This is a genomic window from Candidatus Nitrosopumilus koreensis AR1 (genome assembly GCF_000299365.1).
GTDB classification, from domain to species: domain Archaea; phylum Thermoproteota; class Nitrososphaeria; order Nitrososphaerales; family Nitrosopumilaceae; genus Nitrosopumilus; species Nitrosopumilus koreensis.
Genome location: NC_018655.1, coordinates 945,630 through 965,920 on the forward strand (window position 1 = coordinate 945,630; position 20,291 = coordinate 965,920).

A 20,291-nucleotide genomic window follows, 5' to 3' on the forward strand; every position below is an offset into this window, starting at 1 on the left:
GATCTGTTCTCTTGATGTCAGATAACCAAAAAGAATGGTGGATTGGATTACCAAGAGAACTTCAAACAGATATTGAGTTTGAAGAATAAATTCTCATCATATCTTAAAAAACCTAGTTTACACTAAGTAATTTCAAATCACAAAAAATTGTATAGCTTTCGCTAGGTGTGATTAAAAATGAAATCATCGTACAAGTCGTGTATATTTCAATGAGGATTTGATTGCAAGATCAATATCTGAAATGTGAAGATTATGTGCATCCGTCAATTCCAATTAAAGTACAAATGTACTTCAATAATCAAAATACAAAAAATAAATCAGAATCCGGTTGATCCTGCCGGACCTGACTGCTATCGGATTGATACTAAGCCATGCGAGTCATTGTAGCAATACAAGGCAGACGGCTCAGTAACGCGTAGTCAACCTAACCTATGGACGGGAATAACCTCGGGAAACTGAGAATAATGCCCGATAGAACACTATATCTGGAATGGTTTGTGTTCCAAATGATTTATCGCCGTAGGATGGGACTGCGGCCTATCAGTTTGTTGGTGAGGTAATGGCCCACCAAGACTATTACAGGTACGGGCTCTGAGAGGAGTAGCCCGGAGATGGGTACTGAGACACGGACCCAGGCCCTATGGGGCGCAGCAGGCGAGAAAACTTTGCAATGTGCGAAAGCACGACAAGGTTAATCCGAGTGGTTTCTGCTAAAGGAACCTTTTGTCAGTCCTAGAAACACTGACGAATAAGGGGTGGGCAAGTTCTGGTGTCAGCCGCCGCGGTAAAACCAGCACCTCAAGTGGTCAGGATGATTATTGGGCCTAAAGCATCCGTAGCCGGCTCTGTAAGTTTTCGGTTAAATCTGTACGCTCAACGTACAGGCTGCCGGGAATACTGCAGAGCTAGGGAGTGGGAGAGGTAGACGGTACTCGGTAGGAAGGGGTAAAATCCTTTGATCTATTGATGACCACCTGTGGCGAAGGCGGTCTACCAGAACACGTCCGACGGTGAGGGATGAAAGCTGGGGGAGCAAACCGGATTAGATACCCGGGTAGTCCCAGCTGTAAACTATGCAAACTCAGTGATGCATTGGCTTGTGGCCAATGCAGTGCTGCAGGGAAGCCGTTAAGTTTGCCGCCTGGGAAGTACGTACGCAAGTATGAAACTTAAAGGAATTGGCGGGGGAGCACCACAAGGGGTGAAGCCTGCGGTTCAATTGGAGTCAACGCCAGAAATCTTACCCGGAGAGACAGCAGAATGAAGGTCAAGCTGAAGACTTTACCAGACAAGCTGAGAGGTGGTGCATGGCCGTCGCCAGCTCGTGCCGTGAGATGTCCTGTTAAGTCAGGTAACGAGCGAGATCCCTGCCTCTAGTTGCCACCATTACTCTCAGGAGTAGTGGGGCGAATTAGCGGGACCGCCGCAGTTAATGCGGAGGAAGGAAGGGGCCACGGCAGGTCAGTATGCCCCGAAACTCTGGGGCCACACGCGGGCTGCAATGGTAACGACAATGGGTTTCAAATCCGAAAGGATGAGGTAATCCTCAAACGTTACCACAGTTATGACTGAGGGCTGCAACTCGCCCTCACGAATATGGAATCCCTAGTAACTGCGTGTCATTATCGCGCGGTGAATACGTCCCTGCTCCTTGCACACACCGCCCGTCGTTTCATTGAAGTGAGCTTTTAGCGAGGTGACGTCTGATTGGCGTTATCGAACTTGAGGTTCGTGACAAGGGAAAAGTCGTAACAAGGTGACCGTAGGGGAACCTGCGGTCGGATCACCTCCTTAGATAAGGAAAGTGTACGGATGCACTAATCTTCACATCAAATCATCGATGCAATGCATCACGAAAGTGGTGTATGAAGGATGTAGCGGGTCCCTGCCAGGGGACTTGCAATGATCGTCGTGCATAGTCGTGTAATATGTGGCTGAATTTGCCGGTGTAAAGACGGTAATAGGTGGATTGCTAGGCTTGAGGAGAGATGAAGGACGTGGCAAGCTGCGATAAGCTCGGGGTAGGCGCACGCATCCTATGATCCCGAGATGTCCGAATGAGAATCTTGCACTTTTGTGCATTCCAGTACACTAGTATTGGAAGTCGAACCGTGGGAATTGAAGCATCTTAGTACCACGTGGAAAAGAAATCAATTGAGATTTCCCAAGTAGAGGCGATCGAAAAGGAAATAGCCCAAACTGAATCCTTCGGGAGATGTGGTGTTTTGGTATGATAATATGGAATCTTGAAACATAGCTGAAATGTTCTGAAAAGTACTGACATAGAGGGTGATATCCCCGTAAGCAAAATGGGAAGAGTCCTATTCATACCCGAGTAGTTGTCCTTGGTAGTGGGCAATGAATATGGGTGAAAGTAGCATCCGAGGCTAAATATCTCTCAAGACCGATAGTGGACTAGTACCGTGAGGGAAAGCTGAAAAGTACCCCGGAAGGGGGGCGAAAAGTGCATGAAACCTATTACTTACAGACGTGCATGGCATGGAAGGTGATTTTTTCATTTTGGAGATTCTAGCAATAGAGTTGAAGATTTGATGTTCAAGTCATCAGTGTCATGCGTTCCGTCTCGAAACACGGGCCAGGGAGCTAACTGTCATGGCAAGCTTAAACCTGTAAAGGTGGAGGCGAAGGGAAACCGAGTTCTCGCAGCATTGTGAGGAGAAGCGTGTGAAAGTGCGTAGAGTCATGGCGGCTAGGCTAGAAGCCAGTCGATCTATTCCTGGGCTAGATGAAGGCGGGCGAAAGCCCGCTGGAGGTCTTAAGACGTTCTGACGTGCAAATCGTTGTTGTGACCTGGGAATAGGGGTCAAAAACCAATCTAGACTGGCGCTCGCTAGTTCCAACCGAAGCGTCTCGCAGGGCGTGCTTTGTGGAGATAGTGTTTCCGGTAGAGCACTGATAGAGTGGCGCGGGGGAGAAATCCCTCACCACTCATTCAAACTCCGAACGGATATACATCGTAGAAGCAAGGACACGGGTTCATGTGGCGTAAGGCTCATGACCGAAAGGGGTTTAACCCAGACTGAAGTTAAGGTCCCCAAATTTTTGCTAAGTGTCAAGCTAAAGAGCGTGTTCTCGCCAAGACAGCAGGGAGGTAAGCTCAGAAGCAGCTATCCTTTAAAAAGTGTGTAACAACTTACCTGCCGAGGGGGGATGCCTCAAAAACGGACGGGGCTAAAGCAAAGTACCGATACTTTAGATAACCATCAGAGGATGGTTCGTGGTAGGTTGGCGTAGTGATTGGGTCGAAGCAGGGCGGTGACGTCCTGTGGACCGGTTTCTATTGCAGATCCTGGCGGCAGTAACAGCATAGTATGGTGAGAATCCATACCACCGTAAGCGCAAGGGTTTCCAGGCAATGCGTTATCAGCCTGGAGGTAGTCGATCCTAAGATGTACCTCAACAGAGTACACCGAATGGGAAACTAGTTAATATTCTAGTACCTTGCATGGAGCGTTTGAGCTATATGGTTAGCCTCCGGATAGGGATTGTACAATCGTCGTTGTATCTAACTATTCGAGAATTGGGGAGTGTCGTAATGACGAGAACCAGTTCGAGGTGGGAGTGGCTCCGCGTTAGCGGAGTTTTCTCGATTCCAGGGGACCATGAAAGACTGTGTAGTTAGCAAAATGCAAGCTCGTACCCAGAACCGACACAGGTGCGCTGGCTTAGTAAGCTAAGGTGCTACGGGTATACCGTATGGCGAGGGAATTCGGCAAATTAGTCCTGTAGCTTAGGTATAAGGGATGCCTGCAATCTTCATGAGGAATGGGGATCGCAGGTTGCAATGACAAGGGGGTTTCGACTGTTTAATAAAAACACAGGCGACTGCTAGTCCGAAAGGATTTGTATAGTCGCTGAATCCTGGCCGGTGCCGGTACCTAAAACTTGGGTTCAACCGAGCTAAGGGCCGGTTAACGCCGGGAGTAACTCTGACTCTCTTAAGGTAGCCAAATGCCTTGTCGGGTAAGTTCCGACGCGCATGAATGGAACAACGAGAGCCCCACTGTCCCCGCCTACAACCCGGTGAAGCCACATAAGGTGGACGAACAGTCCATCGCCTTCCATCGGGGAGAGAAGACCCCGTGGAGTTTTACTGCAGCTTGTGCTTGTGGTATAGTAAGAATTGCACAGGGTATCTGGGAGCCATGCTTAACACTCTCCGGGGTGTTAAGAAGCAACGATGTAACACCAGACTCTTTTTGCAGTACCACTTATCCAGTGAAGACCGGAGACACGTGCAGGTGGGCAGTTCGGCTGGGGCGGCACCCCTTTGAAAAGATATCAAAGGGGCCCAAAGTTGAGTTCAAACGGGGCAGAAATCCGTTGAAGAGGGCAAAGCCAAAAACTCGACTGAATGGATTTCCAAACGCACGGAATTCATAGACGAAAGTCTGGCTTAGCGATCCTTCGTGTGCCCACTATTGGGGCCCGGAGGTGACAGAAAAATTACCCCAGGGATAACAGGCTCGTCGCGGGCGAGAGCTCCTATCGACCCCGCGGTTTGGTACCTCGATGTCGGCTTTTCCTATCCTGGTCCTGCAGCAGGGGCCAAGGGTGAGGCTGCTCGCCTATTAAAAGGGAACATGAGCTGGGTTTAGACCGTCGTGAGACAGGTCGGTCTCTGCCTGATGGAAGCGTGAATAACTGAGGGGAAGTTGCTCCGAGTACGAGAGGAACAGAGCAGCGTGGCCACTGGTTTACCGGTTGTCTGACAAGGCAGGCCGGGCAGCTAAGCCGTTTAGGCTAAGTGCTGAAAGCATCTAAGCACGAATCCTATCCCGAGACAAGTTATTCTTTCGTAAGATGAAGGTCGGCAGCAGAAGACTGCGTTGATAGGAAGGTGGTGTAGATCACAAGCTTCGGCGAGTGGTGAGCCAGCCTTTACTAATAGACCAACACATCGGTTCAGCCACTTACATAGAGACTATGCGCGATGATCATTTTTGTATGCGTAACTGGAGGCCCATGAATCACAAAATGGCATAATACCATACTTCATCACAAGCGCCGCCTATTGCGTTACGTATGCAAAAGGTGAACAGCCCAGAATCCATATAAACCATGCGTAAAATTATGCCTGATCGTACCTATTTCTTGTAAAAATTACAATTTGTTTTAGGCATGGTAGTGCGTAAAAAAAGGAATTTCAACAGTTAAAATGTCAGATTGATTTTTGCAATTTGGTTTTGGATTACATCAAAGAGTACAAAAAAAATACTCCAACTTCAGCTAAGCTGTTTGCAAAATCTGCAAAGTTACACATCAATGGTGTTTCTCACAACATAAGATTTTATGAACCATATCCATTTGTTGTGAAAGAATCTTCTGGAAAAAATTTGATAGATGTTGATTCTAACAAGTATACTGATTACTGGATGGGGCACTGGAGTCTGATTCTAGGACATGGCCCAAAGAATGTGAAAAGGAATCTGCAAAAGCAGATTGAGAAATCTTGGATGTATGGGACAGTAAATGAGCAGACCATCTTACTATCTGAATTAATTGCAAAAGCAGTCCCAGTAGCTGAGAAGATTCGCTATGTCACATCAGGGACTGAAGCTACAATGTATGCAGTAAGACTTGCCCGTTCTGTAACTGGGAAAAAAGTAATTGCAAAGATTGACGGAGGATGGCACGGATACACATCAGACTTGCTAAAGTCAGTAAACTGGCCATTTTCAGAATCTGAAAGTTCAGGGGTAATTAATGAAGAGCAGATTGTTTCAATTCCATACAATGATTTGGAAAAATCACTTTCTATTTTGAAAAAATATTCCAAAGATTTAGCTGGAGTGATTATTGAGCCAGTGTTGGGTGGCGGAGGATGCATTCCAGCAGAATATGATTACCTCAAAGGAATTCAAGAATTTTGCAAGAAGAATAATTCGTTGTTTATACTAGATGAGATTGTAACTGGATTTAGGTTTCGCTATGGTTGCTTGTATCCTACAATGAAATTGGATCCTGACATTGTTACTTTGGGAAAGATTGTCGGAGGAGGAATGGCAATTGGTGTAATGTGTGGCAAAAAAGAAATCATGGAGTATGCAGATACTACTGGAAAAAAGAAATCAGAGAGAAGCTATGTTGGGGGCGGAACGTTTTCAGCAAATCCTGCATCAATGGTTGCAGGACATTCCACATTAACTGTGCTCAAAGGCAAAAAATCAGTCTATTCTAAAATTGACTCCTTGGGAGAGTATGCTAGAAAAGAACTAACCAAGGCATTTGATGGCAATGTAATAGTTACTGGCAAAGGTTCATTGTTTATGACTCATTTTGTAAGAGACAGAATTACTCAGATTAGAAATTCTGCAGATGCGGCCAAATGCGATGGTGCTGCACTAGCACAATATCATTTCAAAATGATTGCCCATGATGGAATATTTTTCCTGCCAGGAAAGCTTGGTGCAATATCAGAGGCACATTCTAAAGAAGATATTAAAAAGATGATCAAAGCATCTGAAGATTTTATTTGTTAGAATCGTTTGGAAAGAATTCAGATTTCCAAGATTTTAGTTTGCTGAAAATTTCCAGGTATTCGGATGATTTCACAGTAATGTGAATATGAGCATACAATTCTCCAAACTGAGACTCAAAAATCATTCTGCATTCATCTTTGAAAAATGGAACAGATATTCCAATCTTTATGAGATTGGAAAATGTAAAATCTTCAATTTGTACAAGTTTTTCATTAACGGTAATTTTTTTGGTTCAGGATTTTTGTTAATAGTATCATCTAGTTTCTTTTTTGTTTCATCATTCCAGAGAGGCGTGTCATGAGGCCATCTGTGAACAAAGACCTTTTCAGCCAAAAATGAAATATCAGACAACATTTCATGTTGATTTTAAATCAAATTAAGCGTATCCTATAGTCTACCACCCGTTTGCGGTTTCAAAGATTAGTTTCTTGTTACCATTACGCGTATCTCAAATTAAAACTTGTATTTCGGTACGAACCGCAATCGTTCCGTCATCATATCATTTCAAATCAGCGGGTTTGAATCTGTTAGGGTTTGAATTTAATCGGGTTCCAGTATAATCAAAATCGTCAGCAGATACAAAAAATAAGAAAACACTTTCAGTTATTTGGATAAAACTGAAAGTATAGGCATTGCGTCCCACTGATACATATGATGCACTAGAACATTTTCACATGCATCAGAGTAGTCTTGGTAGAATTTTTTTGCGTCTTGTTCTGTTGCTTCAAAAACTGCCATACCACTTGGTTGGCCACTAAAAGAGCCAGACCACATGGTTCCCTTTGAGGATTGCCACTCATCAACTAGTGATATGATGTTTGGTCGAATCCTTTCGATATCTTGTTCTGAAGCATCATCTCCAATAGAGCTGACTATTACCCATGGTTTTAGTTGATCAGACATGACATGTTAGAGATAAATTAGAAATTAAAGATAAGGATGATTGTAATAAGATAATACAATTTCCTATCTCAAAAACTTAGAACAGGAAAATAAAATCATCGATGATTTTATTACAATTATCTTGTATCAAAATATGTTCGAGCCATGTATCTTACCATGACACTTTTTTGCAAGCAAGGTTTTGAACCAAGGAAGGCATTAACACAATTCAAGGTTCACCTACATGGAAGTTGCTATTGGCATAACTTCGAATAAACTGTGTTAATGCTTTCTTTGATAAAATTATATTCTATTTCAAAATTATATTCTAACTTTGTAGAGTATTTGGTTTTCTAGATCTTGAAAGTTTGACAAGTATCGGGTGGTAAAAATAACACTATTAATCATTTTTGTACAATAAAAAAGAAAAAGAGATTATACTCTTAGACTCAGTCTAGATTTTGCAGTAATTGCAACAATACTCATGATTGAAACAACAAGAATTATCATCGCAATTGTTCCAAATTCAGGGACAACATTTGCAACGGTATCCATTTTTGTCAGTATTGCATCAACTTGTGCATTTACTTCTGAGACAGGAACATCATTTTTGATCATGTTTCGAAGGTCTTCTCTTAACATGTGTTCAACATCTTCCATTAGTTCCTCTTGATCAAGTTCAACTAGAGGTCCCTCAAGGAACTCAAAGTTGTCAAGATATGCTTTAGTTGCAAGACTTAATGCTATGTCTTTATCTCCAGTTGCATATTCTTGTTTTGTTTGCTCAAGAAGTTCTCTGATATTTTCAACATATTCTAACAGATTCTCACTTTCGTCTTCAACACCTAAGATTTCGTCAATTTCATGAATGATTCCTCCTGCATACGTTTCTACTTGAGTAGGCGTTGCTCTAGCATCATAAGATTCCCAAAGGTCTTCATAGAATTCATCAATCTCTTGAGCCATATGCGAATCAATATCATCCCTAATTGTATTGAAAATCTGCTGTGATCTCCATACAAATGCAGAACCATCTTGGAATTCTGCCATCTCTCCGATGACACCATCAGACACTGCTTCACCGTATTCGGCTATGGATGTATCAAGTAAGACCTTCATTAAGACTAGTTTTGTGTTCACATCACTACTCAAATAGTCTCCAACAATAGTTGAACGAGCAATAGAAACTACTTGTTTTGCGTCATCAATTGCCTGCTGAGCTTGTTGTCTTGAGACATCAGTACTTGCTTTGTCTTTTAACTCCATGAGAGTTTTTTGGACTTGTGCATCAAGGTTAGGATCCGATGCTTTGAGTTCTGGTTTCATGGAATCATACAATTCTGAAATTGGATGAGTTGCATGAATCAATGCAAGTTCAGCATTTCCATCATCAAGATTTTGCTCTAGTGCCCAGAAATGTCCCAATGTCTCTTCAAGTGAAGAAGCAAAGGCTATTTTTGATTCTAGAGATTCATCAAGTTCGTGGATAATGCCATTAGCAATAGTTGCTACTTGAGCAGGTTCTGCTCTAACATCATAAGCTAACCAGAGTTCGGCATACATCTCATCAATTTCTTCAGCTATGTGAGGATCAATGTCAGATTCTATTTCTGAGAAAATCTGTTGTGATCTCCATACAAATGCAGAACCATCTTGGAATTCTGCCATCTCTCCGATGACACCATCAGACACTGCTTCGCCATATTCGGCTATGGATGTATCAAGTAAGACCTTCATCAACTGCACTCTAAAGGCTGTATCTTGGCTTAATTTGTCTCCAACAATAGTTGAACGAGCAATAGAAACTACTTGTTTTGCGTCATCAATTGCCTGCTGAGCTTGTTGTCTTGAGACATCAGTACTTGCTTTGTCTTTTAACTCCATGAGAGTTTTTTGGACTTGTGCATCAAGGTTAGGATCCGATGCTTTGAGTTCTGGTTTCATGGAATCATACAATTCTGAAATTGGATGAGTTGCATGAATCAATGCAAGTTCAGCATTTCCATCATCAAGATTTTGCTCTAGTGCCCAGAAATGTCCCAATGTCTCTTCAAGTGAAGAAGCAAATTCTGCTTTTTCTTGAAAGGAATCTGCAGAAGCCATTTGAAACGAGGTCACAGATAGAACCAACGAAGTCATTAGAATTGTCAATGCGGTTGATTTTTTCATCAAAAAAAGTCCAAATTGAGATGATTTAAACAAAGTATTGATTCTGATGGCGTATTTTATATTCTTAGAATGTAGAACGATACAAAAATGTGAACCATTTCAAAAATTAGAGCGAAAATGGAACCAAAAAGAACCATCACAGTACCACTACCCATCAGGTCCATGTATTTTATTTTTAGACCATCAAAGGTGTAAAACTATCAGGGTTTGAATGTGTGTTTATACAATTATTATAATTTTGTTTTGGTGGTAAATTAGCAGATTTTTATAAAATGATGATCTAGCAAATACATGGAAAAGAAAAAGAAAGAAAATGAACCATATGCAACTAATGATCCTACTAAGACAACAGCTGTAGAACAAGAAAACATGGCAAAAGAAGCCATCAAGAAATTCAAATCACTGAATAATTAGCATTAATTACAGAGCAAGAGGTTTTTGAAAGATTATGGGGCTGTTTGGCAAAAAAGAAGATCCAGAAGATTTGATGTACGATGCAATGGAAATGGTTGAAAGGAATCAGCCAAAAGCAGCCATATCATTATTCAACAAAGTCCTAAAACAAGAGCCAGAAAACACAGAGGCATTACTGCAAAAAGGATTAGCGTTAAACCAGATTAAAAAATATCAAGACGCCATTACTTGTTTTGACAAACTTGTAGAAATAAACCCCAAGGATGCTCAAGCTCTAAACAATAGAGGGATATCTATGGCAGAAATTGGCAACGTACAAGGGGCTGCAGAATATTATGAAAAGGCAATTGAAGCAGACCCCAAATACGCTTCGGCCTACTTTAACAAAGGCGTACTGTTAGACAAACTCCAAGAACATGAAGAAGCATTAACGGTTTTAGAAAAAGCAATCTCAATTGACCCAAAAAAACCCAATGCACTAATTTACAAAGGAATAGTGTTAGGCAAACTCAAGAGAAATGAAGAGGCTTTGAATTGCTTTTCTAATGTGTGTAAAAAATATCCAAATAATTTGGATGCATTCTTTCAAAAAGGAGTTCAGTTGGCAGAATTAGGTCAACACAAAAAAGCATTAGATGTTTTTAATGAGATTTCAAAAAAATTCAAAGACAATGTGAATATCCTATATGCAAAATCACGCAGTTTAGCAGCACTTGAGAGATATCCTGAATCATTAGAGATGCTAAAACAAGCAGTATCAACAAGCCCCAAAGTTATTCGGGCATGGGCAAAAGAAGAACCAATATTTACAAAGTTGCACAGCAATGATCAATTTAGAAAAATAATAAAACTATAGAATTTTTTTACGTACTGCGTCTATTCGCATGAGTTCAACCTTCTTTTTGGGTCCAATCAATCTTGCCTCAAATATTGGAACATACACTTCAGTGATATCACGTAACACAAACTCTTCAGAGAGTTCCCTAACATCGGCTGCTAATGGTTTTTTCAAAAGTGATTTGAGACTTTCCAAAGCAGCATCATACGTCATTTCGGGCCTTTTGATATTTGGCTCATTTTTTTGCAGTATTCTCTTTGGATAATTCTCTACAGTTTTTGAGTTTACTTTGAAAGGGAATTTTACCTCCCGTCCATGATGATCAAAAGTCAATTCATCTTCTTCTTCAACAAATACGTGCTCTTCTAATTTTATGTCAATCTTGTTTTTGCCCTTCTTTCCAACAAATGTTTTCTCCAATACGGATTTTGGGCGAGTTTGAAAAACACCATCTCCCAGTTCTACCTCTTTTACATTAGAATCAACAGAGATGGTGTGAGTGGCTTTTCGATAGTAATCAGCAATGTATTTTCCAGATACCATCAGTATGCATTCATAGTATAGTTTGATGGAATGGATGTGAATCTGTTCTTTTTTTGGTCTGGACAACAATGACTTGAAGGGTTTTGTTTTCTTGTCTTCTACGATTTCTGTTGCTTCATCCAGATCTATATTTTTTCGTAAAACAACAGTCTTTACATCATATGTCTTGTTCAAAACTATACAAATTATACAATTCCATCTATTAAACAGATTCTGTCATGAAAAGAGATAATAGATTTGATATTCATTAAAAACTATGGCAGCAAAAAAAGCAGGATATATTGAGAAGTTTCTAAAAAAAGCAGACAAGGCACTTCAAGAAGGAGTTAAAAGAGCCGATGAAGTATTAGAAGACGCAGTAGAGTTTGGAACAATGACTGCAAAACAGGCAGCACAAGCAAGCAAAGAAATCCGCAAGCAGGCAAAAAAAGAAAGTGATGAATTGCAAAAAAAGGGTGCCAAAAAAATTAGCGAGGGAATTACTGCTGCAAAGAACATATCTTCAAGTACAGATGATGAATTGGCAACATTAGAAAAACTAGGAAAACTTAGAAAGGCAGGAGTAATCACTGAAAAAGAATTCCAAGCAAAGAAAAAGAAAATCCTAGGAAGAATTTAGAGATGAAAAAATCAAACATTCACGGTATCAATGATAAAAGAAATGTAAATCCTGATTGGTTTACATCTAAAACATGGATGAAAGTATTATCTGAAAAAATAAAATCAGAAGACCAAGACATCTATCATGTTCATTTTGAAAAAGGTTCAAGAACTAAACTTCATACACATAATGGTAATCAAGTATTAATTGCAACAAAGGGAAAAGGAAGTCTTGAGATTTTTCGAAAGTACGGAACAAGCAAGAGTGACTTTAAGATAAAAAAAACTGAAAGAATCACTATGAATGAAGGAGATATTGTGCACATACCTGCAAAGACACTTCACACTCATGGTTCTATAGATAAAAAAAAGACGTTTTCTCACATTGCAATCAACATATTGCCACGAAAAAATGCAGAATACAAAACAGTTTGGTGGGAATCAGATTTTAAGACAAAGGCTTTCAACATAATCTAGCAATGTCATTACGAAAAAATTCAGAGATAGAGTCAATTCAAGGAAACGAAGGAACTACGATCAAACAGTTTTTTGATCCGCACAATACAGAGATAGGTTACAGCCTTGCCCAATTTACATTAGAGCCAGGAAAAAAATCAAAACTTCACAAACTAAAATCATCTGAAATTTATTACATTTTAGAGGGAAATGCAAGTCTGATGATTGATGACAAAGTTCTAGAACTAAACAAAGACGATTCTGCATGCGTGCCACCAAACTCCAAACAATCCATCAAAAATACAGGAGAGCAAAACTTGAGGTTTTTATGCATAGTAGAGCCAGCATGGAAAGCAGAAGACGAGATCATGCTAGAATGAATAACCCATACATGAATAATAGAAATTATTTTTAAAAGATGGCAAATCTCTAAGTTTAGTGAATACGTATCAAGCTCTCAAAGTACTAGATGTTGATTCCAACTCATCCCAGGAGGAGATAAAATCTGCGTTTAGAAGAAAGGCACTAGAGCATCACCCGGATAAAAGTAAGAACAAAAATGAAGATATAGAATTTAAAAAAATTACAGAGGCATATGAATTTCTGAAAAAAAATCACCATCAAAGAAATGAGGTGTATCACAAAGAACAATCAAGGCCAAAATCAGATTTCAAAAGAAAGCCATGGGGAGCTCCAGAGGATGAAAAAATTCCAGAACAAGATTGGGGCAAATACACAAAAGAATTCGAAGAAGGGGATCCGGATTTTTGGAAAGAGTATGAGAAAAATTTTTGGGAAGAGTATAACGCAAGAGTTCGTCCAGATGGAAGAAATGGAGAGTATGAAAAGGCAAAAGAGCCTAAGAAACAGCCCAATCTCTTTGTAGATGTAGACAAGAGTTTGTGTATTGGTTGTTGCAGTTGTGAGATAATTGCACCAGATGTATTTCAAATCAACAAAGAGAAAATGATGAATCCAAAATCATCAGTGATTGATCCAAAAGGTGCGGGAGTAAACAAGATTATGGATGCGGCAATGACTTGTCCCACAAAAGCAATAATTGTTGAAGATACGGACACAAAAGAGAGAATGTATCCGTATTGAGATTAAATTTTTAGTTTTTCATATAGTTCATTTAATTCAGAATCAGATAACTTCAAGGTACCATCAAACATGCTGTGTATTGCAGATGCAGAATCATTAGAACTTCTTGGAACCAAATGCACATGCACATGAGGAACTTCTTGTCCTGCTTCTTTTCCATTATGAACTGCAACTAAAGTTGCACCTGAAATTGAATCAACTTTGGAGATCATCTTGTGTACAAATGAAAATAAATCGGTGTTTTCAGCATCAGACATGTCTTGAATTTTTTGGTGATGGTTTTTTGGAATCACCAGAACATGTCCTTTTGCAAGCGGAAAGGCATCAAGAAATGAAATAGAACTAGCAGACTCTCCAAGTATTTTACAAGGGATTTCTTTTGCAATGATTTTACAAAAAATGCAATCCATAATGTTTCATAGTTTTTTTGATATTAAATCATTGACTTGGTTCAACAATTGTTGCCCATGCCAGCCCTTTGCCAAACTTTATGGTTACTACATCTCCAGGAACAAGAGTACAATCTTCAATTGTTTTTGGTACGGCATCACTAGTTTCGACATAACATATTCCGTTATCGTTGTTCAAAAGTTCAACATCTTCGTAGACATCTTCACGAATTAAATTCCAAAATGGAAACACAAGTGTGGATAATACTAATCCTGCAACCACAAATGCACCTCCAAAGATTAAACCCGCCTTTTGGCTGGAGCTAATTTCCATTCTACCAAGTACCGCCATCGCCTGCGTTAGGATCTAATTTCTTTGCAGGAACATTTCCATGTGCTTTTTTCATATGTCTTTTCAGGCGTTCAGGATCATGTAGTTCTGTACCACACGTATCACATTTTGTTTGGTTATCCTTGTCCTTGTTACGTTTGAACAAACCCATATTTTGTTAAAATTTTGAAATACATTATAAAGGATACGTGATTTTGGGAAAAACATGACGATAAAAAATATCACCGTTTTAGGTTCTGGAGTAATGGGACACGGGATTGCACAAGTATCAGCCACTGCAGGATACAATATTGTTCTAAGAGATATCGAGCAAGGATTCTTGGATAAGGCAATGGAGAAAATAAGATGGAGTTTAGATAAATTAGTTTCAAAGGAAAAAATATCTAAAGAAGAGGCTGATGCAATTTTTGGTAGAATCAAACCAGTTGTGGATTTGAAAGAAGCTGTAAAAGATGCAGAGTTAGTAATAGAAGTAGTGCCAGAGATTATGGATTTGAAGAAAAAAGTCTATGCAGAACTAGATCAAGTTGCAGCACCAGAAGTCATCTTTGCATCAAACACCAGCACATTGCCAATAACAGAGATTGCAGATACGACATCGAGACCAGACAAATTTATTGGAATTCATTTCTTCAACCCTCCACAATTAATGAAACTAGTAGAAGTAATTCCAGGTGAGAAAACATCTCAAGAAGTTACTGAACTGACCAAAGATTTTGTAAAATCAGTTAACAAACAAGCCGTATTATGCAGAAAAGATGTTCCAGGATTTATCATCAATCGATTATTCATCCCAATGGTTCACGAAGCATGTTATGTAAAAGATAGAACTGGGGCAACTCTTGAAGAGATTGATTCGGCAGTAAAATTCAAGCTAGGATTTCCTATGGGCATCTTTGAATTGGCAGATTTCACAGGCATGGATGTAATACATAAAGCAACAGTGGAGATGCATTTGAGAGACAAAAAAGTGATCAATCCACACCCATTAGTTGAAAAAATGTTTGATGAAAAAAAGTTAGGTCAAAAATCAGGTGAGGGGTATTACAAATATTCAGATGACAAGTATGAAAGAGTTACACTGTCTGAGGAATTGGCACAAAAATGCAACCCAATTCAACTTGTTGCCAACATTCTAAACAACGCAGCATGGCTTGTCACAAATGGAGCAAGTGATATTGAAGAGATTGAAAAAGCAGCACAGTTAGGATTAGGTCTAAAAAAACCATTATTTGAAACAGCAAAAGAGATAGGCATCAAAAATATTGTAGATGAGCTAAACAAACTTGCCAAAGAACACGGAGAGTTTTACAAACCAGATCCGTTGTTAGTGTCCATGCAATAATTAATGGATTCCCAGATGTTCTTTTATTTTACCTACATCTTCTCCAATCATTGCAATCTGGCTGCTTAGTGCCCACACAGAATTTCTTGACTGAATGTTTTGATTGTTTAGATATTTTACCAAAGTCATGGTAAATTCAGAATTTTTTGTAGTCTCAAGATAGCAGATGATTTCATCTATCATTTGAGGAGGCAACCCCTTGTCTAATTTATCAATGAGTTGTTTGCATTCCTCATCATTTTGAATTACCATTATACAATATACGAACTTTTGATTAAAGAAGATTATGGGGAGAGTAATTCCAGAATTTTTTGAACTGCTTCTTGAGGAGTATCTGCTCCAACTATTTTGATATTTTCTCGGTGATCAAGATATCCATCAATGTATGGATCAACTGAGCTATTCAAATTTCTGATTGCAACCATAGGTTTTTTGTGCATGTATGCAGCACAGGTTTCAGACAAAGTTCCAGAACCACCACCTACAATTATCACACCATCAGCAGACAATGCATTAAGAAAATCACGAGCAAGTCCCATCCCAGTTGGAATTACAATATCACAGAACTCGTTTGCTTCTGAAGGATCATTTTGAGGTATAATTCCAACAGTCAAGCCATTTGCATCTTTAGCACCATGAGCTGCAGCAGTCATTACACCACCTAATCCCCCACAAATTAAAACAGAACCAGATTTTGCAATTTCTACTCCTACCTCATATGCAATCTTCTCATGGTTAGGCAAGCATCCCTTGGTATTATTGCCAATAACTAAGATCTGCCTTTTCTTTACCATATTCCAAAATAGAAAAATGGTTTGAAATAGCTTCCGAGAGAAAAGGATATTAGTAAAAAATACTGTTGTATAGCATGGAAAGACGTTCAATGCCAGTATGTTTTACTGAAAAACAATACAAAATGATCGAAGAGTATGCTAAGAAAAATGGAATGCTAAATGCAAGCCAAGCTCTTGAGAAGATTCTAAGCGAATAAACGCTTTTTTGTTATTTTTATTTTGCTTACATTTAAGACATAAAATTCCAGTTTGGAATCGATCATGGGTCTAAAGTACCGTATCATTAATGGGCGAATTTGATCTAATGAAGTTATGGATAAAACATACAAGTGTTCTAATTGTTCAGAAGAGTTTCCAGTAGAGAAATTAGAGCACCATTTAATAGAAAAGCATTTTTGGAATTAATTTTAGAAACAATAGAATTATAGAAATAGAACTTACATTTTGCTTTACATTTATAGAATAAGCTGTACTATGTAAATTTGAAATGGGATTATTTAGCAGAAAACCATCATTTTGTACTATTTGTAATAAAGAACTAACCCACAAACACAAACCAAAAAGAGAGTGGAACATCAAAGGCCCACTTTGCGGTGATTGTCATTTTGAAAAACAAAAAGAGTACTATGAGGGAAAAGTACGACAACCATGTGCAGAGTGTGGAAAAACTCAAAAAATAACAGACTTGTGGGAGCCAAGATGGCAATGGGATATGGAAGGACTTCTTTGCAAACCATGTTTTGATAAGAAAGAAGAATCATTTGGAAAAAAGAAAAATTTTTGCTCGTTGTGTGGTGCAAAGATGGGATTGATCAGATATAATCCAAAAGGAAAATGGAAGATTGACGGTCAGCTTTGCAGGAAGTGCTGGGATGAAAAAAAGGCAGAGTTTGGATAACAGTTGGGTTTTTTAAAAAATAAAATGCAGTATTTGTGACAAGAAATTTTCAAAGCAAGAAGAATTGATGAATCACAAACAGATTGTTCATGGAAAAGATTTGCAGTATGATTGTAAAGAGTGCGATAAATATTTCTCAAACATGGAAGATATGAGAACTCATTTACAAAGAGAACATAGTTACAAAAAAGACAGATAACTAAATTGCTTTTACTGTTTTGACTACAGGAGGTCTTGCTTTAACAAATACTCTAAATCCACAAATACATTTGATTTCAGGCAAGCGAGATAGTTCGCTGTTTGAGACTAGAGTTCCACATCTAAGGCAAGAGTAGTTTACATCAAATGTTTCTACAGTAGATTCTTCTTCGTCAAAGTTTTCTTCAGCCATGTTTATCATCAAAATTTCTGTAATTTAGAGATTATGTTAGTGAGAGTTCGATGTAGACATCATCAGGAATTTTCAGTCTCATTAATTGTCTAATTGCTTTATCGTCAGCGTTGATATTGATAATTCTTCTATGCATTTTCATCTCCCATTTTTCATAGGTTTCAGTTCCACTTCCGCATGGAGATTTTCTAGTAGCAACATGTAATCTTTTTACAGGAAGTGGTGTTGGACCCTTTACCTTTACACCGGTTTTTTTACCGATACCCATGATTTCCCCACAAACACCATCTAGTTTAGGTAGACTGGTTGATGTGAGTTTGACACGGGCGGTTTGGGTCATAAAAAATCCGCCTATGGTTTGTACTCTTCGGTAATTTCCTTAACGATTCCTGCTGCGATAGTTGCACCCATATCTCTAAGGGCGAATCTACCCATCTCAGGGAACTCTTGGAATGTTTCAATACAAGTTGGTCTTACCGGTCTGATTTTTACAATTGCAGAATCCCCAACTTTGAGGAATTTTGGATTCTCTTCCTCTACTGCACCAGTTGCTGGATTGATCTTTTGTAAGAACTCAGTAACTGTTGCTGCAACTTGTGCAGTGTGTGCGTGCATTACTGGAGTGTAACCAGGTGCAATTGCTGTTGGGTGATGAATTACAATGATTTGTGCTTTGAATTCTTTTGCAACTTTAGGAGGAGCGTCAGGACTTCCCAGAACATCTCCTCTTTTGATATCTTTCTTCTCAACACCTCTAAGGTTGAAACCAATGTTATCACCTGCTTCTGCAGATGGCATCTCTTGGTGGTGAGTCTCAATAGATTTGATTTCGCCAGGAGCACCAGAAGGCATTACAACAATTTTGTCGCCTGCTTTCATAGTTCCTGTCTCAACTCTACCTACTGGAACAGTACCAACGCCAGTGATGGTATAAACATCTTGGATTGGCACACGTAGTGGTTTTCCAACTGGTTTTTCTGCTACAGTAAAGTCATCAAATGCTTCAAGTAGTGTTTTGCCATTGTACCATGGCATGTTCTCGGATTTTTTAACCAAGTTGTCGCCTTTCCATCCAGAAACTGGAATGAATGGTACGTTTTCTAGTTTGTAACCTACAGATTTAACTAATTTTTCGCCCTTCTCTTTGGCTAGTTTGAATGCTTCTTCAGAATAGTTGCTATCATCCATCTTGTTGATTGCAACAATTAGTTGGTTTACACCTAAAGTCTTGAGCAAGAATGCGTGTTCTCTTGCTTGACCACCTGCAGCAATTGCAGTATCGGTTTCACCTTCTTTTGCTGAAAGTACTAAGACTGCTGCGACTGCGTGTCTGAGGGCATTTATTACTGTTATGAATTTTTGAAAAAAAATCTAAAATTTTTCAATTAATTTCAGATCAGAAGACTTTGCTAAAAGCACATAAATCAAAGGGACAAAAATGGAAAATATGAAAATTACAGTTTCAGTTATCAAAGCCGATGTCGGCGGGATCGGAGGACATACAAAACCTAGTGACGGATTATTAGACGCAATTAAAAATACCGTCAAAAATTCAGCAGATTTGCTTATTGATTATTACATAGGATATTGCGGAGATGACACACATATTGTAATGTCCCATACTCATGGAGTAGACAATCAACAGATTCACAAATTAGCATGGGATGCATTCATGGCAGGAACTCAAGTCGCAAAAGAAGAGGGACTGTATGGTGCAGGACAAGATTTACTCAAAGACTCTTTTTCAGGAAATGTGAAAGGAATGGGTCCAGGAGTCGCAGAGATGGAATTTGAAGAAAGACCAAACGAGGCATTTACAGTGTTTGCAGCTGATAAGACAGAACCAGGAGCATTTAACTATCCAATCTACAGAATGTTTGTTGACGCATTAAGCAACACAGGATTAATTGTAAACAAGAATCTTGCAGAAGGAGTTAAAATCAACATCATGGATGTTGAAAAAGCTCAGATTGCAGAATTAGAATTATGGCAAGACAAACCAACAATTGAAGCTGCATTAATGTATCCAGGAAGATATGTCGTAGATTCAGTCACTACAAAAGATGGGGAGCCAATTCTAGCTGCATCAACTGATAGATTACATAACATTGCAGGAACATATGTTGGAAAAGACGATCCAATCTGTGTCGTTAGAACACAAAAAAGATTCCCAGCAACTGAAGAAGTGGGCAGTGTCTTTAACAATCCGCACTTTGTTGCAGGAAACACAAGGGGAAGTCACAACATGCCCTTAATGCCTGTAAAACTAAACTCAGCTGCAACAATCAACTTTTGCATTCCAATAGTCGAATCACTTGTGTTTAGCATGCACAATGGAAAGTTTACTGGTCCATTTGACGGGTTCTCAACCCCAGACTGGGATCTAATTAGAGAAAGAGCCACAGAAAAAGCAATGGCAATCAGGAGTCAAGGATTCATACATCCAGCAACACTTGTTCCATCCGAGTTAGAATATGCTGAAGGATATAGAGCAAGAATGGATGTTCTTGAAAGTAAAATGAAGCCAATGGAAGGAACCACATCTAGTGGCGAGAAGAAAGAGAATTACGAAGATCCAGACTAGTTACCACATCTGCAAATCATAAGAAATAG

Annotated in this window: 24 protein-coding genes and 2 rRNA genes; 14 read left to right on the forward strand and 12 right to left on the reverse strand. The window is 39.3% G+C overall.

Translation table 11 applies throughout. The features are described from left to right. Positions 1-321 precede the first annotated feature (321 nt). The 3 genes from NKOR_RS05635 (at position 322) to NKOR_RS05645 (ending at position 6,503) form a co-directional block, all read left to right on the forward strand. A 16S ribosomal RNA gene (locus tag NKOR_RS05635) occupies positions 322-1,792 on the forward strand. 147 nt (positions 1,793-1,939) lie between these two features. Continuing rightward, a 23S ribosomal RNA gene (locus NKOR_RS05640) occupies positions 1,940-4,929 on the forward strand. Together the 16S and 23S rRNA genes form the textbook arrangement of a ribosomal RNA operon. A gap of 272 nt (positions 4,930-5,201) precedes the next feature. Continuing rightward, the gene (locus NKOR_RS05645; protein WP_014963402.1) at positions 5,202-6,503 is read left to right on the forward strand and encodes an aspartate aminotransferase family protein; all 1,302 of its coding nucleotides are present in this window, start codon (positions 5,202-5,204) and stop codon (positions 6,501-6,503) included. Positions 6,504-6,668: 165 nt separating this feature from the next. Here the strand turns inward: NKOR_RS05645 and NKOR_RS10350 are convergent, their stop codons facing one another. The 3 genes from NKOR_RS10350 to NKOR_RS05660 form a co-directional block, all read right to left on the reverse strand. Then, complete coding sequence (locus NKOR_RS10350) at positions 6,669-6,854, reverse strand: hypothetical protein (protein WP_232212270.1); 186 nt, start codon at positions 6,852-6,854, stop codon at positions 6,669-6,671. A 252-nt stretch (positions 6,855-7,106) separates the two neighbouring features. Further along, the gene (locus NKOR_RS05655; RefSeq protein WP_014963405.1) at positions 7,107-7,406 is read right to left on the reverse strand and encodes a hypothetical protein; all 300 of its coding nucleotides are present in this window, start codon (positions 7,404-7,406) and stop codon (positions 7,107-7,109) included. Between the two features lie 414 nt (positions 7,407-7,820). Further along, the gene (locus tag NKOR_RS05660; RefSeq protein WP_014963406.1) at positions 7,821-9,554 is read right to left on the reverse strand and encodes a PEFG-CTERM sorting domain-containing protein; all 1,734 of its coding nucleotides are present in this window, start codon (positions 9,552-9,554) and stop codon (positions 7,821-7,823) included. Between the two features lie 291 nt (positions 9,555-9,845). On the opposite strand from NKOR_RS05660, the gene NKOR_RS10565 reads away from it, so the two are divergent. Beyond that, on the forward strand, positions 9,846-9,968 hold the full coding sequence (locus NKOR_RS10565) for a hypothetical protein (RefSeq protein ID WP_016939231.1): 123 nt from the start codon (positions 9,846-9,848) through the stop codon (positions 9,966-9,968). Between the two features lie 34 nt (positions 9,969-10,002). After that, entirely contained in the window at positions 10,003-10,824 is an 822-nt protein-coding gene (locus NKOR_RS05665; RefSeq protein ID WP_014963407.1) for a tetratricopeptide repeat protein, read from the forward strand. Here the strand turns inward: NKOR_RS05665 and NKOR_RS05670 are convergent. Continuing rightward, positions 10,819-11,523 (reverse strand): hypothetical protein, encoded by a 705-nt coding sequence (locus NKOR_RS05670; protein ID WP_014963408.1) that lies wholly within the window; start codon positions 11,521-11,523, stop codon positions 10,819-10,821. The genes NKOR_RS05665 and NKOR_RS05670 overlap by 6 nt on opposite strands. A gap of 82 nt (positions 11,524-11,605) precedes the next feature. Here NKOR_RS05670 and NKOR_RS05675 point away from each other — a divergent pair, with 82 nt between their 5' ends. Genes NKOR_RS05675 through NKOR_RS05690 form a run of 4 tightly spaced genes read left to right on the forward strand, consistent with a single transcriptional unit; the run spans position 11,606 to position 13,509 of the window. Beyond that, entirely contained in the window at positions 11,606-11,968 is a 363-nt protein-coding gene (locus NKOR_RS05675; RefSeq protein WP_014963409.1) for an SHOCT domain-containing protein, read from the forward strand. 2 nt (positions 11,969-11,970) lie between these two features. Next, positions 11,971-12,426, forward strand: a complete 456-nt coding sequence (locus NKOR_RS05680; protein ID WP_014963410.1) for a cupin domain-containing protein — start codon at positions 11,971-11,973, stop codon at positions 12,424-12,426. 2 nt (positions 12,427-12,428) lie between these two features. Then, positions 12,429-12,785, forward strand: a complete 357-nt coding sequence (locus NKOR_RS05685) for a cupin domain-containing protein (RefSeq protein WP_014963411.1) — start codon at positions 12,429-12,431, stop codon at positions 12,783-12,785. A 58-nt stretch (positions 12,786-12,843) separates the two neighbouring features. Next, entirely contained in the window at positions 12,844-13,509 is a 666-nt protein-coding gene (locus NKOR_RS05690; protein ID WP_014963412.1) for a DnaJ domain-containing protein, read from the forward strand. Positions 13,510-13,511: 2 nt separating this feature from the next. On the opposite strand, the gene NKOR_RS05695 is transcribed toward NKOR_RS05690, so the two are convergent. Genes NKOR_RS05695 through NKOR_RS10035 form a run of 3 tightly spaced genes read right to left on the reverse strand, consistent with a single transcriptional unit; the run spans position 13,512 to position 14,401 of the window. Beyond that, positions 13,512-13,919, reverse strand: a complete 408-nt coding sequence (locus NKOR_RS05695) for an HIT family protein (RefSeq protein ID WP_014963413.1) — start codon at positions 13,917-13,919, stop codon at positions 13,512-13,514. A gap of 28 nt (positions 13,920-13,947) precedes the next feature. Then, positions 13,948-14,232 (reverse strand): hypothetical protein, encoded by a 285-nt coding sequence (locus NKOR_RS05700; protein ID WP_014963414.1) that lies wholly within the window; start codon positions 14,230-14,232, stop codon positions 13,948-13,950. Position 14,233: 1 nt separating this feature from the next. Further along, positions 14,234-14,401: a hypothetical protein gene (locus tag NKOR_RS10035; protein ID WP_014963415.1), complete on the reverse strand. Its 168-nt coding sequence runs from the start codon at positions 14,399-14,401 to the stop codon at positions 14,234-14,236. Positions 14,402-14,455: 54 nt separating this feature from the next. On the opposite strand from NKOR_RS10035, the gene NKOR_RS05705 reads away from it, so the two are divergent. Continuing rightward, the gene (locus NKOR_RS05705) at positions 14,456-15,595 is read left to right on the forward strand and encodes a 3-hydroxyacyl-CoA dehydrogenase (RefSeq protein ID WP_014963416.1); all 1,140 of its coding nucleotides are present in this window, start codon (positions 14,456-14,458) and stop codon (positions 15,593-15,595) included. Here NKOR_RS05705 and NKOR_RS05710 read toward each other — a convergent pair whose 3' ends face one another. Then, positions 15,596-15,847 (reverse strand): hypothetical protein, encoded by a 252-nt coding sequence (locus NKOR_RS05710; RefSeq protein WP_014963417.1) that lies wholly within the window; start codon positions 15,845-15,847, stop codon positions 15,596-15,598. Positions 15,848-15,879: 32 nt separating this feature from the next. After that, positions 15,880-16,389 carry a TIGR00725 family protein gene (locus NKOR_RS05715; RefSeq protein WP_014963418.1) on the reverse strand — a complete coding sequence of 170 codons (510 nt, stop codon included), beginning with the start codon at positions 16,387-16,389 and terminating at the stop codon, positions 15,880-15,882. Positions 16,390-16,463: 74 nt separating this feature from the next. Here NKOR_RS05715 and NKOR_RS10570 point away from each other — a divergent pair, with 74 nt between their 5' ends. The 3 genes from NKOR_RS10570 to NKOR_RS05725 all read left to right on the forward strand — a co-directional run bounded on the left by NKOR_RS10570 (position 16,464) and on the right by NKOR_RS05725 (position 17,486). Next, positions 16,464-16,586, forward strand: a complete 123-nt coding sequence (locus tag NKOR_RS10570) for a hypothetical protein (protein WP_016939232.1) — start codon at positions 16,464-16,466, stop codon at positions 16,584-16,586. Positions 16,587-16,876: 290 nt separating this feature from the next. Next, the gene (locus tag NKOR_RS05720) at positions 16,877-17,287 is read left to right on the forward strand and encodes a hypothetical protein (protein WP_014963419.1); all 411 of its coding nucleotides are present in this window, start codon (positions 16,877-16,879) and stop codon (positions 17,285-17,287) included. Positions 17,288-17,354: 67 nt separating this feature from the next. Continuing rightward, the gene (locus tag NKOR_RS05725; RefSeq protein ID WP_016939932.1) at positions 17,355-17,486 is read left to right on the forward strand and encodes a hypothetical protein; all 132 of its coding nucleotides are present in this window, start codon (positions 17,355-17,357) and stop codon (positions 17,484-17,486) included. Here NKOR_RS05725 and NKOR_RS05730 read toward each other — a convergent pair whose 3' ends face one another. The 3 genes from NKOR_RS05730 to NKOR_RS05740 are packed head-to-tail and all read right to left on the reverse strand — an operon-like array spanning position 17,487 to position 19,049. Beyond that, entirely contained in the window at positions 17,487-17,687 is a 201-nt protein-coding gene (locus NKOR_RS05730; protein ID WP_016939234.1) for a TFIIB-type zinc ribbon-containing protein, read from the reverse strand. Positions 17,688-17,709: 22 nt separating this feature from the next. Then, complete coding sequence (gene rpsJ, locus NKOR_RS05735) at positions 17,710-18,018, reverse strand: 30S ribosomal protein S10 (protein WP_008299200.1); 309 nt, start codon at positions 18,016-18,018, stop codon at positions 17,710-17,712. An 11-nt stretch (positions 18,019-18,029) separates the two neighbouring features. Further along, positions 18,030-19,049 (reverse strand): elongation factor 1-alpha, encoded by a 1,020-nt coding sequence (locus NKOR_RS05740; protein ID WP_338032545.1) that lies wholly within the window; start codon positions 19,047-19,049, stop codon positions 18,030-18,032. Positions 19,050-19,125: 76 nt separating this feature from the next. Between NKOR_RS05740 and fbp the strand changes: the two genes are divergently transcribed. Then, the gene (fbp, locus tag NKOR_RS05745; RefSeq protein ID WP_016939934.1) at positions 19,126-20,262 is read left to right on the forward strand and encodes a fructose-1,6-bisphosphate aldolase/phosphatase; all 1,137 of its coding nucleotides are present in this window, start codon (positions 19,126-19,128) and stop codon (positions 20,260-20,262) included. The last annotated feature ends 29 nt before the right edge of the window (positions 20,263-20,291 follow it).